The organism is Flagellimonas alvinocaridis (genome assembly GCF_965248585.1).
In the GTDB taxonomy this organism is placed as follows: domain Bacteria; phylum Bacteroidota; class Bacteroidia; order Flavobacteriales; family Flavobacteriaceae; genus Flagellimonas; species Flagellimonas alvinocaridis.
Genome location: NZ_OZ252111.1, coordinates 1,860,924 through 1,879,848, shown reverse-complemented (window position 1 = coordinate 1,879,848; position 18,925 = coordinate 1,860,924). Strand labels below are relative to the sequence as shown.

Sequence of the window (18,925 nt, the reverse complement as noted above, 5' to 3'; positions counted from 1 at the left end):
AATATGTTAATTCGAAACGAAAACTATAATGAAACTATAGGGGGGGCTCGTAGGGCAAGAAATTCCTTTTGGTAAGGTTTAAAGAAAGAGGTATAAAAACTGTTTTGATGACCAATAATTGGCATTTCCACAGCAACGTATTCATAAGACGAACCAAAAAATACTTTGGATACCAAGGTGAAATCGTGGAATTCACAATGGAAATCCGCCTCATGAATGTGCTTTGTACCTTCAGCAATACAACGTTTTTCCTTGGAATGCTCAAAAAGAAGGTGTGTAAGCTTTAATGCAGACGGGGTGAGTATCCCCAAGGCCAGCACAAAGGAAACAACAGCAATACTACGTTTAGAAAGCAATGAGGTCATCTTGGACAAAGTAACTTATCCAAAAACATTTTTTATGTTAACAAAACCATAAAACTAAGGAAAGAGAAAGCCTAATCCCATACGCTTCAACATTTTCTTTTCAAATTCCCAAAAGAATCTGAACTGCCCAAACAACCATCCAATTATGATAAGTATAAATTGATAAACAGGGAATATCAAAAGAATACGTGCGGTCCAATAGATAGCACCATGGGTGTTATTTTCTCCAAGCCCCATCCATTCGACCAATGGCCCGGCGAGTTTCCCCGAAAGGCTTCCTGTAATGGCAAAGACAATAAAAATGGCAATCATTTCCCATTTATGGGAAACCTTCCATTTATGTTCCAATTTTTTAAAGCACCAAAGGAAGAAACGTATCATCAGAAAATACAATCCTATTGTGGAGGCTATCGTAAAAACCCATTCCATGGGACTATTATTAAAATCGAAGGTGTGCAACAGACGTCTAGATATCCAGTAGGCGGTAAGTAAAACCAGGGCGAAGCCCAAAAAAGGGAAAAGAAGTTGCCAGTTGCTATGAATTTCCCAGCGGTTCTTTATTTTTTTCATCGGCAAGAATGTTCCGATGCAAAAATACGGTTTTAAATCCTTGGAAGAAAGGGACCAAGACGTTGTTTATACTTCCGTTGGAAATAAACGAAGTAATTATAAAGTTTGTAGTTTACCTCATATCCATAGTCAATATTCGGGTCATAATTGATTTGGAGCATGTAAAGGTTAGGATTGAAATTCATGGGTTGCATTACACGCCTGTTCCATTCCATGACAAGAATATTGTTTCTGTTTTCCAAGAAAGGTTGGGAATAATACCCTTCTGGTCTGGCTATGCTCATGAGCCATGTATAGAAACCTGGTTCAATAATGATGATTTCATATTCAGTTTCCTCATCCTTGATTTCTACTTCTTTTTCTTCCTGCGAATTGAAAACAGCTTGCTCTTCGGCAGTAATATCCAAGGCTTCTTTTTGTGCAGAGCAGGACACCAAAAAGCCAAAAGTGGCAACAAAGGCCACAACTAGGGATAAAATTCTCTTTTTCATACGTTTAAGGTACAAAAAAAGCCATTTGAAAATTCAAATAGCTTTGTTAAATATCGTTAAGGAAAGGTACTATTTACCAAAAAGACCACCCAATATTCCGCCTAGACCACCTTTCTTCTGTCCGCCACTGTTCAACACCATTCCAGCCAAGTCATCAATGACACTTCCATCACCATCGGAGTCCAAAAAGGTTTCAATAAGGGATTGTTGCTTGGTAGCGCTTCTACCACCACCCATAAGTCCACCCAAGAGACCGTTTAGCCCATCAGGGCTGCTTACATTCTGCTGACGAGTCTGTTTTCCCAGATACCCCAATAATATAGGGGCCGCAATTTTAAGGATTTGTGAAATGGTCCCAGCATCCAGACCAGATTTGCTGCTCAGGGCGTTTTCCACTTGGGGTTGTTTTGCTCCAAAAACATGCCCCAAGATTCCGGCACCATCATCCATTACATTCTGGTCCACTCCACCACCAAAAAGACCACCCAAATCATCCAAAATACTCCCATCGTGTTTGGAAGAGAGCGCATTCATCAAGCCCTGGGCACCACCGGGGGTAGAGGTGTTTTTTTTCATGGCTCCCATCAACAAAGGCATGGCCATGCTTAAAACATCGGCGGTTTTATTCTCGGATTGTCCAGTTTGTCCGGCCACCCCACTAATCAATTGCTTGCCCATGGGGCTATTCAGTAAATCCAATAATCCTGACATTGTATTTGTGTTAAGGTTAGAGAGACAATGTACTAAAAAAGTAGGTTTTGAACCTTCATTCAGGCGAAAAAACCTATCATTTTAGCAATTTGATAACCTGTTGTGCCAATTCCAAACCAATACGCTGTTGCGCTTCTTGGGTTGATGCCCCGATATGTGGGGATAACGATATCTTGGGATTCATTAAAATTTTTATTTCAGGTTGGGGTTCCGATTCATACACATCCAGTCCGGCAAAGGCCAATTTGTCATTATCCAAGGCTTCCACCAGGGCCACTTCATCCAAAATACCGCCACGAGACGCATTGATGATACCTGCGGTAGGCTTCATTTGCGCCAATTCCTTTTTTCCGATGACATATCCATTTTGGGAAGGAACATGGATGCTTACGAAATCAGCATTTTTTAAAACGGTCTCAAGCGAACTGTTCTGCAGTTTGAACTGTACCTCTTGACCATCATAAAATGAAAGGGTTACAGTAACTTTTTCTGTATGGTGGTCATGGAACAGGACTTTCATCCCCAAGGACAAAGCCATTTTTGCGGTAGCTTCCCCTATTCGGCCGAAACCGATGATTCCAAGAGTTTTTCCACGTAATTCTGTCCCCGAAGCATAGCTTTTCTTGAGTTGCTTGAATTGGCTATCGCCATCCAAGGGCATGTTCCGATTGGAATCGTGCAAAAATCGAGCTCCGTTGAACATATGGGCAAAGACCAATTCTGCCACGGAGGCCGATGATGCTTCCGGAGTGTTGATTACATGAACTCCTTTTGACTTTGCATAATCCACATCAATATTGTCCATGCCCACACCACCTCTGCCAATGAGCTGTAGTCCAGGACAGGCATCTATCAAATCTTTTCGCACTTCGGTGGCACTTCGTACCAAAAGAACAGAGATTGAATTGGTGTTGATAAAATTTACCAATTGTTCTTGGGCCACTCGGGTAGTAATTACCTCAAAACCTTCCTTTTGAAGTAACTCAATTCCCGATTGGGCTAAGCCATCATTGGCCAGTACAATATTCATAGGCTTAAATTATAAGTCTTAAGTTTTAAATAGTTTCTTGGCTGGTTTTGACAATTTTGGTCAAAATTTTGATGATTTGCTCTATTTCTTCCAAGTACTCTTTCAAATCAAGGTCAGATAAATTGGTTTTATGAATCAATCGTAACCAATATCTAGATTCACGTGCTTCTTTTGAAGCTATGGCCATTTTAGAAATGAAATCCTTTTTGGATTGACCTGCACCTGCTTCGGCTACATTTGCTCCAATGCTGGTGGATGAACGCAATAATTGATCGGCGAAGACATACTCGTTGTTTTCCTTCAAATTTTTAACCAACTTGATGATGCGCAACGAAAATTCAAAACTTCTTTCTTCGATCAATATTTAGGATTTAGAACTAAAAACTTAACACTAATCTATCCTTTTTTCTCCAGTTCGCTCATGATGTCTACCAGAACACCTACACTTTCCAAGGGCAGTGCATTGTACATGGAAGCTCTATATCCTCCTACGGAACGATGTCCATTAATTCCACTGATACCCGCTTCCTTGCACATACCATCAAAAACTTCTTTCAATCCGTCGTCGGTGATATTGAAGGTGGCATTCATAATGGAACGATCTTCCTTTGCTGCAAAACCTGAGAATACAGGGTTCAATTCTATTTCAGAATAGATAAGATTGGCTTTTCGTTCATTTATTTCCTCAATAGCTGCGATACCGCCTAAATCTTTTAACCATTGCATGGTGAGCATAGATACATATACTGCAAATACAGGAGGTGTGTTGAACATACTCTCTTTACTCGCATGTACCGAATAATCCAACATAGATGGGATTTTTCGGGAAACCTTGCCCAAAGCATCTTCTTTTACCACAACAAGAGTGGTCCCGGCTGGTCCCATGTTCTTTTGGGCACCTGCATAGATTAAGTCAAACTGGGAAAAATCGAGTTGACGGGAAAAAATATCCGAACTCATGTCGCAAACCAATGGAACATTTGTTTTAGGAAATTCCTTGATCTGGGTTCCAAAAATGGTATTGTTGGAGGTAAGGTGCAAATAATCCAAGTCGGAAGGAATACTATATCCCTTTGGGATATGGTTAAAATTTTCCGCTTGTGAGGAAGCCACTTCCACAATTTCACCAAAAAGCTTAGCTTCTTTAATGGCTTTTTGACTCCAAGTTCCAGTATTTACATATCCGGCTTTATTATCAAGCAAATTATAGGCAGCCATTAAAAACTGCATACTGGCACCCCCTTGTAAGAATAAGGCTTGGTACCCTTTGCCTTCCAGTCCCATTAGTTCAAGGGCCAAGGAGCGGGCCTTTTCCATAATGGCCACAAACTCTTTGCTGCGGTGCGATATTTCTATAAGTGATAATCCGATACCATCCAGTTCCACTACGGCTTCGGAAGCTTTTTGCATGACCTCCTTGGGCAAAATGCAAGGTCCTGGACTAAAATTGTGTTTTTTCATTCCCTTATTTTAAAGAGTAAAGGTCTAAAAAAAACTTGGATCTAAAAACGGTTTTGCGAATCGGTTTCTTTATAGCTGAAGTAAAAATTCCAAGGTATCCACACCATCCGCATAATCGTCCAGTCTAGGTTTTTGGGTCTCCCCAAAAGATACTGCGTTTGGTATGGCTCCGCCGGAGACGACACATTGGATTTGTTCTTCTTGTCCCGATAATTGGTTACGTAATGTTTCCAATGAGTCATAACGCGAGTAAAATAATGCGGCAATGGGAGAGGAGAAGCCCTCATCTTCCTTGAGCACTAAAAACCCATTGTCCAAGATTTTAAAATCACTCATCAGGTATACGGCCTTGTTATAATCGTAGTTGTTGGCGTATTTATGTTGATGGATTACGTCTTGAAACTTAAAAACAGCCTTGTAGAACGCATCAAAATCATAGTCTTGGGGGACAAACAGCTTGGAGACATTTCGGCAACCCAATCCGTAATACCTGAAAATATCTTCACCCAAGGCTTCCAGTTCGGCATTGGACTCGTTCCCTGTTAAAACGGCTACCGAACTTCTATTCTTACGTATAATATTGGGCTTTTTTCCAAAGTAATATTCAAAATAGCGCCCTGTATTATTGCTTCCTGTTGCAATAACGGCATCAAATTTTTCCAGTTTGCCTTCAGTGAATTCAATTCGTTCTGCCAGTAAGGGCTCTTGCTGAATCAAATAATCGGCAAGAAAAGGAAGCAAAACTTTATCATTGGAGGATAATTTTGCCAACACCTTGTTTCCAGAAAGCAATACACAAAGTAAATCATGGAATCCCACCAGAGGAATATTCCCTGCCATGACAATACCAATGACCTTTGGGGCGTTATCAACCGGAAAATCATACTTGGAAAGCCATTGGGATAGATTTTCATCCGTCAACAATTTGCTCCATTGCCTTAAGGCAAAGATGATGTTTTCACGGGTAAACCATCCGTTTTGCTGTTCGGCCCTGACCAATGTCTCGTTAAATGAAGAAAACGAATCATTGTCATTTTCACAAAAATCGGTGAGGTAGTTTCCAAGTTTAACAAAAGCTTTCGATATTGGGAGATGTGCCCTCATTATATTTGTATACTAATTTGGTAGGGTTTATTTTTGCCAAAAATACGCATGCTGAAATGAATCAGCACCACGGAAAAAGAAAATTATGGCGATAATTATTACTGACGAATGCATTAACTGTGGGGCCTGCGAGCCAGAATGCCCCAATACTGCAATATATGAAGGAGCTGATGAGTGGCGATATAGTGATGGTACTTCCTTGGAGGGCGATGTGGTCCTTCCCAATGGAAAGGCCGTAAATGCTGATGAGGTTCAAGAACCGGTCAGTGACGAGATTTACTACATTGCACCCGACAAGTGTACCGAATGTATGGGATTCCATGAAGAACCACAATGTGCAGCAGTTTGTCCTGTAGATTGTTGTGTTCCTGACGAGGACCATGTTGAGAGCGAAGAAGAACTTTTGGGTAAACAGAAGTTCATGCATCCCAACGGATAGCCCATAAAAAACATGTAATTTTGGCCCGAACTTAAAATGGTTCGGGTTTTTTTATGCAAGAAAAAGAAAAAACATACAATGGTTTTTGGAAACAAGCTGGGTGTATTTTGTCACTGGTGGCCATCTTTGGCATGATTGCACTTTTTGCCATGGGTTTTTATTTCCTGATAAAAGGGTATTAAAACGTTCAAAACAAAACTTCAACTTATATTTGCAGCCTTAATTCAGTAATTCAGTTGGCAGTATTCAGTAAGATATCTTTTATTCGAATGCTTCTAATACAGAAGTATGACATCTGATAATCTGACATCTTAAAATCTAACATCTAGTATTTAGCCAATGAAAGCCGGTATCGTAGGACTGCCCAATGTGGGAAAATCCACCCTCTTCAACTGTTTATCCAATGCCAAGGCGCAAAGTGCCAATTTCCCTTTTTGTACCATTGAGCCCAATATAGGTGTGGTAAATGTGCCGGATACCCGTTTGGAAAAGCTTGAAGAATTGGTTAAGCCAGAACGTGTGATTCCAGCAACGGTAGAAATCGTGGACATTGCAGGTTTGGTAAAAGGTGCCAGCAAAGGTGAAGGATTGGGCAACCAATTTTTGGGCAATATCCGTGAAACGGATGCCATTCTTCATGTGTTACGATGCTTTGATAACGATAATATTGTACACGTGGATGGTTCCGTGGACCCTATTCGCGATAAGGAGACCATAGACATGGAACTCCAATTAAAGGATTTGGAAAGCGTTGAAAAGAAGCTCGAAAAAGTAAAGCGTGCCGCCAAGACCGGAAACAAAGAGGCCCAGAAAGAAGAAGCTGTTCTTACTGCTTTGAAAACTGGTCTGGAATCGGGTAAATCGGTAAGAGCCATTGTAATAGGTGAGGAGGATAGGTTGGAATACGTAAAACCCCTACAACTCATCACGGACAAGCCCGTAATGTATGTCTGTAACGTGGGCGAAGAAGCCGCAGCAACAGGGAATGCCTATGTAGACAAGGTAAAAGAAGCTGTGGCCCAAGAAAATGCAGAGGTCATCTTTTTGGCTGTAGGAACCGAAGCCGATATCACCGAACTGGAAACCTACGAAGAACGACAAATGTTCTTGGAAGATTTGGGACTTTCAGAACCTGGTTCCGCTAAATTGATACGTGGGGCCTATCGCTTATTGGATTTGGAAACCTATTTTACCGCCGGGGTAAAGGAAGTTCGCGCATGGACCATTCCTGTGGGAGCCACGGCACCCCAAGCCGCTGGTGTAATCCACACCGACTTTGAAAAAGGATTTATTAGGGCCGAGGTCATTGCCTATGATGATTATGTAAAGCATGGTAGCGAGGCCAAGGTCAAGGAAGCTGGCCGTATGCGCGTGGAAGGCAAGGAATACATTGTTAAAGATGGCGATGTGATGCATTTTAGGTTTAATGTGTAGACTTCCTTTTGCATGTCCTTTTTTGAATATCAACATTTCTTGTTGATTAATTTCTTGCTTCCATACTTTTATTTTTGCCCCTAAATTTTATATTAGCAAGGATTAACCCTTAACACATGGCAGAAACCCAGTATACCGAGGATAATATTCGTTCACTGGATTGGAAGGAGCATATTCGTATGCGTCCCGGAATGTACATTGGCAAATTGGGCGATGGCTCTTCTGCCGATGACGGCATCTACATTCTTCTTAAAGAGGTCATCGATAACTGTATCGATGAATTTGTCATGGGGGCCGGAAAAACCATAGAAATCAACATTAAGGACAACACCGTGCATGTTCGTGACTTTGGTCGGGGCATTCCATTGGGAAAAGTGGTGGATGTGGTCTCCAAAATGAATACTGGAGGTAAATACGATACACGTGCCTTCAAAAAATCCGTGGGACTTAATGGGGTAGGTACCAAGGCCGTGAATGCTTTGTCCAGTTATTTTAGGGTAGAGTCTACCCGTGATGGACAATCCAAATCTGCAGAATTTGAGACAGGAAATCTTACCAACGAGGAATTTTTGGAGGAAAGTTCAAGACGGAGGGGCACCAAGGTAAGTTTTGTTCCTGATGAATCTATTTTCAAGAAATATAAATATCGTAACGAGTATGTGGAACGCATGCTCAAGAATTATGTTTACCTAAATCCTGGACTCACCATTATCTTTAATGGCGAAAAATTCCATTCGGAAAACGGTTTAAAGGATTTATTGGAAGACAATAACAATAATGAGGATTTCCTATATCCTATCATTCATTTAAAAGGAGATGATATTGAGGTGGCCATGACCCACAGTAAAACCCAATATAGCGAGGAATATCATTCTTTTGTCAACGGCCAGCACACCACCCAGGGAGGAACCCACCAAGCAGCCTTCCGGGAAGCCGTGGTCAAGACCATTCGAGATTTTTACGGAAAGAATTACGATGCTTCAGATGTAAGAAAGTCAATCATTTCTGCCATCTCCATTAAAGTGATGGAACCCGTTTTTGAAAGTCAGACAAAAACCAAATTGGGTTCTACGGACATGGGAGGGGACTTGCCAACTGTGCGTACGTACATCAACGATTTTCTGGGAACACAGTTGGATAACTACTTGCACAAAAATCCGCAAACCGCTGAAGCCCTGCAGCGTAAGATTGTACAGGCTGAAAAGGAACGTAAGGAACTTTCAGGTATCCGGAAATTGGCACGTGAACGCGCAAAGAAAGCAAGTTTGCACAACAAAAAACTTAGGGATTGCCGTGTGCACCTCCAAGACATGAAAAATGAGCGACGCTTGGACACCACTCTGTTCATTACGGAAGGGGATTCTGCATCGGGTTCCATTACCAAATCCAGGGATGTGAACACACAGGCTGTTTTCAGTTTGAGAGGAAAACCCTTGAACTCCTACGGCATGTCCAAAAAGATTGTGTACGAAAACGAGGAGTTCAATCTACTCCAGGCTGCCTTGAATATTGAAGAATCCATGGAGGATTTGCGGTACAACAATATTGTAATCGCCACGGATGCCGATGTGGATGGGATGCACATACGGTTGCTGTTAATTACCTTTTTTCTTCAATTCTTTCCTGAACTGATCAAGGAAAACCATTTGTACATCCTTCAAACCCCACTTTTTAGGGTTCGAAATAAAAAAGAAACCATTTATTGCTATAGTGAGGAGGAAAAAAGAAAAGCCATTGACAAGCTAAGTGGAAAACCAGAGATTACCCGATTTAAGGGATTGGGTGAGATTTCGCCAGATGAATTCCAGCATTTCATTGGAGATGACATTCGATTGGAGCCTGTAATGTTGGACAAAGCCATGAGTATAGATAACTTATTGCAGTTCTATATGGGGAAAAATACTCCCGATAGACAGGAATTCATTATAAATAATCTTAAAGTTGAACTTGATTTAGTTGAAGAAAACTAACTGTAAAACAAATAAATACACATCCTTCTGAATGGAAGAGAACGAAGAACTGAATGATGAAGGTTTAGAGAATCAGGATACCTCCCAAGATAGCTTGGTAAAAGTTACCGGGATGTACAAGGACTGGTTTTTGGATTATGCTTCGTACGTAATCCTGGAACGTGCCGTACCAGCAATTGAAGACGGGTTTAAACCAGTGCAACGGAGAATCATGCACGCTCTCAAAGAACTGGATGACGGCCGTTACAACAAGGTGGCCAACGTGGTAGGACATACCATGCAATACCACCCCCATGGAGATGCCAGCATTGCTGATGCCATGGTTCAAATAGGGCAGAAAGACCTTTTAATTGACACACAGGGAAACTGGGGAAATATTTTAACAGGTGACGGGGCCGCCGCACCAAGATATATTGAGGCCCGGCTTTCCAAATTTGGGCTTGAGGTTGTCTATAGCCCCAAGATAACAGAATGGCAACTATCCTACGACGGTAGAAAAAAAGAACCCATACATTTACCGGTCAAATTTCCTTTGCTTCTTGCCCAAGGTGCGGAGGGAATTGCGGTTGGGCTTTCAACCAAGATACTACCACATAATTTTATAGAACTTATTGATGCTTCCATAAAGCACCTTAAAGGTCAACGCTTTACTATATATCCCGACTTTCCCACTGGTGGAATCATTGATGTGACCAATTATAATGAAGGGGTTAGAGGCGGAAAAATACGGGTCAGGGCAAAGATTTCGGCTCTGGACAAAAATACGTTGGTCATCAACGAAATACCATATGGCACCAATACATCTTCTTTAATTGATTCCATCCTTAAAGCTAATGACAAGGGGAAGATCAAGATCAAAAAAATAGAGGACAACACAGCTGCAGAAGTTGAAATTTTGGTTCATCTGCCCAGCGGTCTTTCACCCGATAAAACTATTGATGCCCTATATGCTTTTACCGCATGCGAATCCTCCATTTCGCCATTGGGCTGTATCATAGAGGACAATAAACCCCTGTTCATTGGGGTCAAGGAAATGCTTGAGCGATCCACGGACAATACAGTGGAGTTATTGAAATCCGAATTGGAAATTCAATTGAGTGAGTTGGAAGAGCAATGGCATTTTGCCTCCTTAGAACGAATTTTCATAGAGAATAGAATCTACCGGGACATTGAGGAAGAAGAGACCTGGGAAGGAGTGATTGCTGCCATAGACAAAGGATTGAAACCATTTACCAAGAATTTAAAAAGAGCAGTTACCGAAGAAGACATTGTCCGTTTAACAGAGATTCGCATTAAGCGTATCTCCAAGTTCGATTTAGAGAAAGCCCAACAACTTATCGATAGTTTGGACGAACGTATTGCCCAAACCAAGCACCACTTGGAGCATTTGGTAGAATATGCCATAGACTATTTCAAAGAGCTGAAAAAGAAATATGGGGCTGGTCGTGAAAGACAGTCAGAGATTAAAGTTTTCGATGACATCGAGGCTACCAAGGTGGTCATTAGAAACACAAAACTCTATGTAAACCGCGAAGAAGGTTTTATAGGAACGTCGCTTAAGCGCGACGAGTATGTAACTGATTGTAGCGATATCGATGATATTATTGTCTTTACAAAGAGCGGGGAAATGATGGTCACAAGGGTAGACTCCAAAGTCTTTGTGGGCAAAAACATCATCCACGTGGCCGTGTTCAAGAAAAAGGACAAGCGCACGGTCTACAACATGATTTATAAAGAAGGCAAAGGAGGCTCCAGCTACATCAAAAGATTTAATGTCACCAGCATCACCCGGGATAAAATCTACCCATTGGCTGGGGACAAAGCCTCTTCTGAAGTGCTATATTTTTCAGCTAATCCCAATGGAGAAGCAGAAGTCATCACAGTACTCTTGCGGCAATCCGGGAGTATCAAAAAACTGAAATGGGATTTGGACTTTGCCGATGTACTCATCAAAGGCAGGGCATCCAAAGGAAACTTGGTCACCAAATACAGCGTCAAGAGAATAGAATTGAAAGAAAAAGGAGTTTCTACCCTAAAACCTAGAAAAATCTGGTTTGATGATATCGTAGGGAGACTAAATGTTGATGGAAGGGGAGAACTATTGGGAGACTTTAAAGGAGACGACTTACTTCTGGTCATAGATCAAAAAGGAACGGTAAGGACCATTCCTCCAGATTTGTCTACCCATTTTAATGAAGATATGATCGTGCTGGAAAAATGGCACCCCAAAAAACCCATATCCGTAGTGCATTTTGAAGGTGAAAAAGAGCGTTATTACCTCAAAAGGTTCTTAGTGGAGAACCCCAACAAAGAAGAATTGGTAATTTCTGAGCATCCGAAATCATTTATGGAACAGGTGTCAACAGATTGGCGACCCATGTTAGAGATAGAATTCGTGAAACCTAGAGGTAAAGATGCCAAACCCAATCTTCAGGTGAATGTTGAAGATTTTATTTCCGTTAAAGGGATAAAAGCGATTGGAAATCAACTTACTACGGAAAAAGTAAAGAACATCAATGCATTGGAACCATTACCATTTGAAGAACCCGAGGACACCAAAGCAGAGGACTTGGAAGTAGTGGATGAAGAAAGTGTGGATGTTGACAAAACCGAATCCGAACCTAAAAAAGATAGTTCTGACCAAACCTCTTTGTTTTAAAGTAATTTCTACCTATATTCTCAACCGAACATGATTATAAAAAATCCTAACCCCATAGCATAGATACTTTATGGATTTCACCAACCCGCTGGTATATGGCGTACCAGTTTTTATTGCCTTCATCTTAGTTGAACTCACTTATAGTAAAACCCATGGAGACGACCATCTGTATGATTGGAAGGATTTAGCCGCAAGCGGGTTTATGGGTATAGGCTCTGCCATATTGGGACCTTTGTTCAAGGTAGTTTTCGCGATTGTATTATTTAAAGCCACCTATGCTTTTTTTAATCCCGAGATAGATGGGGTAAGGCAAAACTTGCTGGGCTATGAGTCTTTTGGTTATGCATGGTATGTTTGGATACTTTGTCAGTTGGCCGACGATTTTACCTATTATTGGTTTCACAGAGCCAACCATGAGATTCGTATTTTGTGGGCAGCCCACATCGTACATCATTCCTCTGATAATTTTAATTTAGGTACAGCCGTTAGAAATGGATGGTTCACAATTTTATACAAGCCTTTATTCTATATGTGGATGCCTGCTATTGGTTTTCCGCCTGAAATGGTAGTGGTTTGTCTAGGTATTGAGGCACTATGGCAATTTCAGTTGCATTCTGTATACATCCCTAAGCTTGGTTTTTTGGAAAAGTTTCTAAATACCCATACCATGCATCAAGTGCACCACGCCCAAAATGTTGAGTATTTGGATAAAAACCACGGCGGTTTCCTCAATATTTTTGACAAGGTATTCGGAACATGGAAAGAGCTGGATGATGACATTGATGTTAAATACGGCGTAATCCACTCTCCAAACTCCTATAATCCGGTAGTAATTCTGACCCATGAGTTCAAGGATATCTGGAATGATGTAAAGAAGGTGGATAAACTATCACACAAACTTATGTACATTTTTGGACCTCCTGGATGGAGCCATGATGGAAGCACCCTAACCGTAAAGCAGCAGCAAAAACTGTTTGAAGAACATCGAGAAGCTCATCCTGAACTTGTCTACCAGCGCCCTAACTAACTTTAGGTCAATTATTTTCGATGGTTTCCTGTTCTGGAGTTTTGTTTTTCTGCATTCTTAGATTTAAGAACTCCACCATTAAAGAGAACGCAATGGCAAAATAAAGATACCCTTTGGGTATTGCCCCAACCTCGTTGCCAAACACAACCAGATGTGATAGGTGGGCCGCTTCGGCAATCAGCATAAACCCAATAAGAATCAGAAAGGACAGTCCCAACACTTGTATTGATGGATGACGATTCACGAACTCCCCAACAGGGTTAGCAAATAGCATCATAATAACAACAGAGATAACCACTGCGGTAACCATAAGTACCAATGCATCTGTTGGATTGGGAGAAATTCCATTGGTCATTCCTATTGCCGTTAAAATGGAATCAAATGAAAATACAATGTTGATCACGGTAATCTGAACAATGGCGTTCGTCAAGGACGAAGACCTTGATTTTTCAACTTCACGCTCATCATGACCACGGTCCTCTATCTTTTCGTGAATTTCTTTGGTACTCTTGTACAAAAGGAACAATCCCCCAAGAAACAGGATAATAGCCTGCCAGCTAATGCCACCCGTGATCCAAGATTCATCAAGAAGCATGAAAGGTTTTTTCATCTTTGTAAGCCAGGTAATTCCAAACAACAGTAAAATTCGCATTACCATTGCAAGTACCAACCCAATGTTGGTCGCTTTTCTTCGATCTCTTTTTTCCAGTTTGCCGGCGGCAATGGAAATGAAAATGATGTTGTCTATCCCCAGTACAATTTCCAAGAAGGTCAAGGTTATCAAGGCCATCCAGGCATCTGGGCTGGAAAAAATTTCAAACATGGTCAGTGTGTTTTATATGCGGTTCCCCTAAATTTTCGTTTGTCGCCAATGGCGCTATATTCAAATGTATAAGAAGAATCCGTAGTGGTCAAGATTTTTATATGGATTGATTTTTCCTCGGCCTTGCTCTTTGGGTTAATGTTCTTGAGAACATACTCACAGTCATTGATCCACCGAACTGTTGATGTGTCCTGTTTACCATCATAAAAATCGACTTCGGTATCCAAAGTCCTATGAAAGGTGGTTTTCTTTTCTTCACCATCAACCATGGCAGTGAAGGTAAATTCACCTGTCTTAAAATTTGCACAATTGCGTTGTGGAGGCTGATTACAGGCTATAAAAATCAAAAAAATCCCGATGGAGAAAAAGTATTTTACCATAGTGGCAAATTAACGGAAAGAACTAAAGCGGGTCAATCATTTTTTGGGAGAAACGACTCAAAAGTACCGTCTTCGTAAAAAACTACAATTTTTGAAGGCACTTGAGATCTATTTTCGTCTTTTGAAACCCTCTTTTTTGGCTCATCCATATCCAAATTTGCTACTTTAAGTGATGGCGCAGCGGGTATTTCTTTACCGCTTTCTGTTTCTGAAGGGAAATTTCCAATGCCCATTAAAAGCCAATACAGATTAACGCTAGGGTAGGCGTCCACTAATTTTATTACAAAATCCAAACTAGGTTTATTGCGTCCATTGAGCAAATGGGAAATACTGGATCGTTGTACACCAATCTCATCCGCAAAGGCAGACACCGTTAAACCGTAGTGCTCCATTATTGATTGTATACGTGGAATTATATCGTTATTCACAAATGTAAATTTATCAATTTCAAAGATATGGATAAATTTAGAAGATGTTAGAAAAGCACTAGTTATAATCAGGTTTTACTATAAGTTTTGATTTACATAAACTACATTAAACGACTCTTTTTTACATGATTATAATATGGTTATAGTTTTACATTTACAATTGTATCAAGATGTATTATCCAGTACATCATATCTATTACATTTGTAACATAAATTTATTTGACAGGGTACATTTGTAAACTTTTCAAAGATTACTTTTGTATGCTTTAAGTTTAGCTACGCTATGATTGAGCATTCCGAATACAAGGAGCCTAACTTAAAGGACAGGTACATTACATTAGATATGTTAACGCCCTGTTTTAAAAAAGTGGCTTCATCATCGTTAAGGGTATTGGGGAAATCTGTACAAGGTGACCCTATAAGCGCATTTACATTGGGCCATGGTAAGCACAGAGTGCTTATGTGGTCACAAATGCATGGAAACGAATCCACAACCACAAAGACGGTTTGGGATATGGTAAACTATTTGCAGGGCAACGAAACGCTTGCAAAAACTATTCTTGATTCTTGTACCCTTATGGTAGTTCCCATGCTTAATCCTGACGGCGCAAAGGCTTACACAAGGGTAAATGCCAATCAGGTTGATCTAAACAGGGATGCGCAACAACGCTCACAACCTGAGAGCAAGATACTGAGAGAACTTTTTGAAGCGTTTAAACCTGATTTTTGCTTTAACCTGCATGACCAGCGCACACTTTTCAGTGCAGGATCGGCTAAAAAACCGGCAACGGTTTCCTTCCTGTCACCTGCCAGCAACGAGCAGCGTGATGTGACTCCGAGTAGGGAAGTAGCCATGAAGCTGATTGTGGCCATGAACAGGGTCTTGCAAGAGTTGATTCCAGGTCGGATTGGACGTTATGATGATGGCTTCAATGCCAATTGCGTAGGGGATGCATTTCAAATGCAAGGTGTACCCACTATACTTTTTGAGGCAGGTCATTATGAAAAAGACTACATGCGTGAGCACACGCGAGAGTACATATTCCATGCACTCATGGCCGCTTTGGATACTATTTCCAAAGAAAAAATAGATGAGCAGCGTACTGAGGATTATTACCGGATTCCGGAAAATGAAAAATGGTTTTTTGATATTTTAATCCAAAACCCACAAACAATCAATTCTAATTTGGAAACCGGTTCCCGTATTGGTATCCGTTTTCAGGAAATTTTGGAAGGAACCGCAATTCAGTTTAAACCTGAGCTTGCTGAAATTGGTAAACTGGAGGGTTTTTATGGCCATGAGACCTTTAACTGTTTAAATAAAAAGGATTTGGAACAGTTGTCCAAGCACAATGAAATCATGGCTTTGATCAAAAGGGTTAAAAATTAAATAGGTAATTTTTACCACTCCTTGCATTTTATTTAAAAAAGAAGCATTTTTATTACGTTAATTTCTTTATTTAACTAATTTTGCTGTTAAATTCAATGTAATGACCAAAGTAAAACTAGACGAAATCGACCATCAGATATTAGATATGCTGATCGATAACACCCGTACACCCTTTACTGATATTGCTAAGAAACTGTTGATTTCTGCAGGAACAGTACACGTTAGGGTGAAGAAAATGGAAGAATCAGGAATCATCAAAGGTTCCTCACTTACATTGGATTATGTGAAGCTGGGCTACTCGTTCATTGCCTATGTGGGAATCTTTCTTGAGAAAACCCATCAGACCAAGTTTGTGCTGGAGCGGCTTAACCAAATTCCGTATGTAACTGTCGCACATATTACCACGGGTAAATTCAATATTTTCTGTAAGATTCGGGCCAAGGACACCACTCATGCCAAAAACATCATCTTTAAGATTGATGACATTGACGGTATCAGCAGGACCGAAACCATGATATCATTGGAAGAAAGCATCAATGACAAGAAGCGTTTGATGCATACCATTTTCAACGAACTGTAATTCTACAGTTCTTTTTATCGCCTTATGAAAAGTTCAGAATTACCGTCTTCTGAGTATAGTCCTTTTTACCATAAATATATACTCGCCTTGGGGGATGTATCCTTAATGGATGAACTGCAAAAGGGAAAAGAACGATTTCTTTCCTTTTTGGAAAAACTGCCCGAAGATAAATTGGGGCATGCCTACGTCGAAGGAAAATGGACCTTGGCAGAATTGGTAGTGCATATTATTGATGCAGAAAGAGTTTTTCAATATAGAGCGCTTCGATTTGCAAGAAATGACAAGACCCCCTTACCTGGTTTCGAACAAGACGACTATGTTCCCCAATCCAATGCCTCCAAAAGAACCATAAAAGATTTGATGGAAGAGTACAAGGTGGTTCGGGACTCCACTATTTTGTTGTTTCAATCTTTTGATGAAGAGGCTTTGAAAAGGGTAGGGGTTTCCAGTGGTTCGCCCTTGAGCACAAGGGCCACAGGATTCATTATAAGTGGCCACCAAGCTCATCACCTTAAGATTATTACCGAAAGATATCTTTAGCGTAAAATTCTAGTATAGGCTATCATTTTCGTAATCTGAATCTGAATCCGGTTCAAAATCGGCTTCATTGTATGAGGTTTCTTCAGTTTCCATAACCTCTTCCTTGCCAAGTTCTTTTTCTATCTTCTCCTCAAAAGTGGAAATGAAGTGGGAAAGACTTTTACTGATTTTTACCAAGTAAATGGTGTCCTCGGTTCTTACTTCAACAGCTTCGATCACTTCACCGTTTGGCTTTTTGATCGTAATGATGTCTTCATCGCCGTAACCGTAAGGATAGGAGTCAATTAGTACGGCGGCCACCTTGTGGTCCAACTTTTTGTAGTCAATTAATACTCGTTTCATAATGGATAGGTTTTTATGCTATCCTAAACTATGAATTTTTAAAAATGGGGCTTCCAAAGAGTTGTAAAACGAATGTATTTAGTATACGAAGCTCTTATTCCCTGTAGTAAGCAAATGCTTTGTAAAAGAGTTCTACAGGCACTTTTACATCGGTAACTGCAGTTCCAATGGATTGCAATAGCACAAAATTCACATCTCCGTGCGAATTCTTTTTATCGTATTTGAGCAATTGCAAAATGGAACGGATATCATTATCATCAAACTCTACCAAATCAAAATATTGTAAAAAGACATCTTTGATTTCCAAGAGCGACAATTTAGGAAGTCCCTTTAACTCGTGGGAAAGATATCCTTCCAAAATCATTCCAACCGCAATGGCCTCTCCGTGTAACAACGTTTTCTTGTTTGGGTTTTCCAGACAGTATGATTCTATGGCATGGCCAAGTGTATGGCCAAAATTCAAAATCTTTCTTAGTCCTTTCTCTGTAGGGTCCTCCAAGACCACTTCATTTTTAAGAGCTATAGATCGTTGTATGCACGAAGCATCGGTAAAATTTCCGTCTGTTTTCAAGTTCTGCCAATATTCGGCATCCATGATCAACCCATGCTTCAACATTTCTGCATAGCCACTGGTCACCTGTCGCGGATCCAGCGTTTTTAAAAACTCAGGAAATACCAATACCATTTGTGGTTGATTGATAACCCCGATTTGATTTTTCAATGCTCCAAGATCTACCCCCGTTTTTCCACCAATGGAAGCATCTACCATGGAAAGCAGGGTAGTGGGAATATTTATAAAATCAATTCCCCTTTTAAAAGTTGAGGCAACAAAACCACCCATGTCCGTAATCACACCTCCGCCCAAGTTAATCAGCAAACTTTTACGGTCACCATCGAAATTTGACAATTGCTTCCACAAATCCAAGCAAGTGTAAATATGCTTATGTTCTTCTCCAGATTTGATCTCAAAAATGTGATCAATGGGGTGGTTCAACATTTCTTTAAAGGAAGGCAAACAATGTTCTTTGGTGTTTTCATCCACCAAAACGAACACTTTGGAATAGTTGATTTTTGCAATATGCTGTTTTAGAGCAGCTTCTGCAAGCTGGCCCAAATGCACTTCGTATGATTGTGATTTAACGGATTCCATATTTCAATTTACACCACTAAATAAAGATTAT

At 40.6% G+C, this 18,925-nt stretch carries 21 protein-coding genes; 8 read left to right on the top strand and 13 right to left on the bottom strand.

Annotation, left to right across the window (positions count from 1 at the left end; genetic code table 11):
* Positions 1–23: 23 nt before the first annotated feature.
* The 8 genes from ACP14V_RS08680 to ACP14V_RS08645 all read right to left on the bottom strand — a co-directional run bounded on the left by ACP14V_RS08680 (position 24) and on the right by ACP14V_RS08645 (position 5,732).
* Positions 24–365, bottom strand: a complete 342-nt coding sequence (locus tag ACP14V_RS08680) for a hypothetical protein (protein WP_272610200.1) — start codon at positions 363–365, stop codon at positions 24–26.
* 54 nt (positions 366–419) lie between these two features.
* Positions 420–935, bottom strand: coding sequence for a DUF6787 family protein (locus ACP14V_RS08675; RefSeq protein ID WP_272610199.1), 516 nt, complete (start codon positions 933–935; stop codon positions 420–422).
* A 32-nt stretch (positions 936–967) separates the two neighbouring features.
* A complete protein-coding gene (locus tag ACP14V_RS08670) occupies positions 968–1,426 on the bottom strand; it encodes a DUF6146 family protein (protein WP_272610198.1) in 459 nt (152 codons plus the stop codon).
* A gap of 69 nt (positions 1,427–1,495) precedes the next feature.
* A complete protein-coding gene (locus tag ACP14V_RS08665) occupies positions 1,496–2,137 on the bottom strand; it encodes a DUF937 domain-containing protein (protein ID WP_272610197.1) in 642 nt (213 codons plus the stop codon).
* Positions 2,138–2,213: 76 nt separating this feature from the next.
* Complete coding sequence (locus tag ACP14V_RS08660; RefSeq protein ID WP_272610196.1) at positions 2,214–3,167, bottom strand: D-2-hydroxyacid dehydrogenase; 954 nt, start codon at positions 3,165–3,167, stop codon at positions 2,214–2,216.
* Between the two features lie 25 nt (positions 3,168–3,192).
* The gene (locus tag ACP14V_RS08655; RefSeq protein ID WP_313791645.1) at positions 3,193–3,528 is read right to left on the bottom strand and encodes a four helix bundle protein; all 336 of its coding nucleotides are present in this window, start codon (positions 3,526–3,528) and stop codon (positions 3,193–3,195) included.
* Positions 3,529–3,563: 35 nt separating this feature from the next.
* On the bottom strand, positions 3,564–4,628 hold the full coding sequence (serC, locus tag ACP14V_RS08650; RefSeq protein WP_272610195.1) for a 3-phosphoserine/phosphohydroxythreonine transaminase: 1,065 nt from the start codon (positions 4,626–4,628) through the stop codon (positions 3,564–3,566).
* A 69-nt stretch (positions 4,629–4,697) separates the two neighbouring features.
* A complete protein-coding gene (locus ACP14V_RS08645; RefSeq protein WP_272610194.1) occupies positions 4,698–5,732 on the bottom strand; it encodes an acyl-CoA reductase in 1,035 nt (344 codons plus the stop codon).
* A gap of 85 nt (positions 5,733–5,817) precedes the next feature.
* On the opposite strand from ACP14V_RS08645, the gene ACP14V_RS08640 reads away from it, so the two are divergent.
* The 5 genes from ACP14V_RS08640 to ACP14V_RS08620 all read left to right on the top strand — a co-directional run bounded on the left by ACP14V_RS08640 (position 5,818) and on the right by ACP14V_RS08620 (position 13,261).
* Positions 5,818–6,171 carry a 4Fe-4S dicluster domain-containing protein gene (locus ACP14V_RS08640; protein ID WP_272610193.1) on the top strand — a complete coding sequence of 118 codons (354 nt, stop codon included), beginning with the start codon at positions 5,818–5,820 and terminating at the stop codon, positions 6,169–6,171.
* A 339-nt stretch (positions 6,172–6,510) separates the two neighbouring features.
* Positions 6,511–7,605, top strand: coding sequence for a redox-regulated ATPase YchF (gene ychF / locus ACP14V_RS08635; RefSeq protein WP_272610192.1), 1,095 nt, complete (start codon positions 6,511–6,513; stop codon positions 7,603–7,605).
* A 116-nt stretch (positions 7,606–7,721) separates the two neighbouring features.
* Positions 7,722–9,575 carry a DNA topoisomerase IV subunit B gene (locus ACP14V_RS08630; RefSeq protein ID WP_272610191.1) on the top strand — a complete coding sequence of 618 codons (1,854 nt, stop codon included), beginning with the start codon at positions 7,722–7,724 and terminating at the stop codon, positions 9,573–9,575.
* A 31-nt stretch (positions 9,576–9,606) separates the two neighbouring features.
* Positions 9,607–12,234 (top strand): DNA gyrase/topoisomerase IV subunit A, encoded by a 2,628-nt coding sequence (locus ACP14V_RS08625; RefSeq protein ID WP_272610190.1) that lies wholly within the window; start codon positions 9,607–9,609, stop codon positions 12,232–12,234.
* A 70-nt stretch (positions 12,235–12,304) separates the two neighbouring features.
* A complete protein-coding gene (locus ACP14V_RS08620) occupies positions 12,305–13,261 on the top strand; it encodes a sterol desaturase family protein (protein WP_136567166.1) in 957 nt (318 codons plus the stop codon).
* 7 nt (positions 13,262–13,268) lie between these two features.
* Here the strand turns inward: ACP14V_RS08620 and ACP14V_RS08615 are convergent, their stop codons facing one another.
* From ACP14V_RS08615 to ACP14V_RS08605, 3 genes are read right to left on the bottom strand one after another with little or no spacing between them, the layout of a single operon-like run.
* A complete protein-coding gene (locus ACP14V_RS08615; protein ID WP_272610189.1) occupies positions 13,269–14,084 on the bottom strand; it encodes a TerC family protein in 816 nt (271 codons plus the stop codon).
* Between the two features lie 2 nt (positions 14,085–14,086).
* Entirely contained in the window at positions 14,087–14,464 is a 378-nt protein-coding gene (locus ACP14V_RS08610; RefSeq protein ID WP_272610188.1) for a DNA topoisomerase IV, read from the bottom strand.
* Between the two features lie 32 nt (positions 14,465–14,496).
* Positions 14,497–14,892, bottom strand: a complete 396-nt coding sequence (locus ACP14V_RS08605; RefSeq protein ID WP_272610187.1) for a helix-turn-helix domain-containing protein — start codon at positions 14,890–14,892, stop codon at positions 14,497–14,499.
* Positions 14,893–15,175: 283 nt separating this feature from the next.
* Between ACP14V_RS08605 and ACP14V_RS08600 the strand changes: the two genes are divergently transcribed.
* The 3 genes from ACP14V_RS08600 to ACP14V_RS08590 all read left to right on the top strand — a co-directional run bounded on the left by ACP14V_RS08600 (position 15,176) and on the right by ACP14V_RS08590 (position 17,402).
* On the top strand, positions 15,176–16,282 hold the full coding sequence (locus tag ACP14V_RS08600; RefSeq protein WP_272610186.1) for a M14 family metallopeptidase: 1,107 nt from the start codon (positions 15,176–15,178) through the stop codon (positions 16,280–16,282).
* A 100-nt stretch (positions 16,283–16,382) separates the two neighbouring features.
* Positions 16,383–16,862, top strand: coding sequence for an Lrp/AsnC family transcriptional regulator (locus tag ACP14V_RS08595; protein ID WP_116218835.1), 480 nt, complete (start codon positions 16,383–16,385; stop codon positions 16,860–16,862).
* A gap of 24 nt (positions 16,863–16,886) precedes the next feature.
* Positions 16,887–17,402: a DinB family protein gene (locus tag ACP14V_RS08590; protein WP_272610185.1), complete on the top strand. Its 516-nt coding sequence runs from the start codon at positions 16,887–16,889 to the stop codon at positions 17,400–17,402.
* Positions 17,403–17,411: 9 nt separating this feature from the next.
* On the opposite strand, the gene ACP14V_RS08585 is transcribed toward ACP14V_RS08590, so the two are convergent.
* Entirely contained in the window at positions 17,412–17,744 is a 333-nt protein-coding gene (locus ACP14V_RS08585; protein ID WP_136567171.1) for a hypothetical protein, read from the bottom strand.
* Between the two features lie 94 nt (positions 17,745–17,838).
* Complete coding sequence (aroB, locus tag ACP14V_RS08580; protein ID WP_272610184.1) at positions 17,839–18,894, bottom strand: 3-dehydroquinate synthase; 1,056 nt, start codon at positions 18,892–18,894, stop codon at positions 17,839–17,841.
* Between the last annotated feature and the right edge of the window lie 31 nt (positions 18,895–18,925).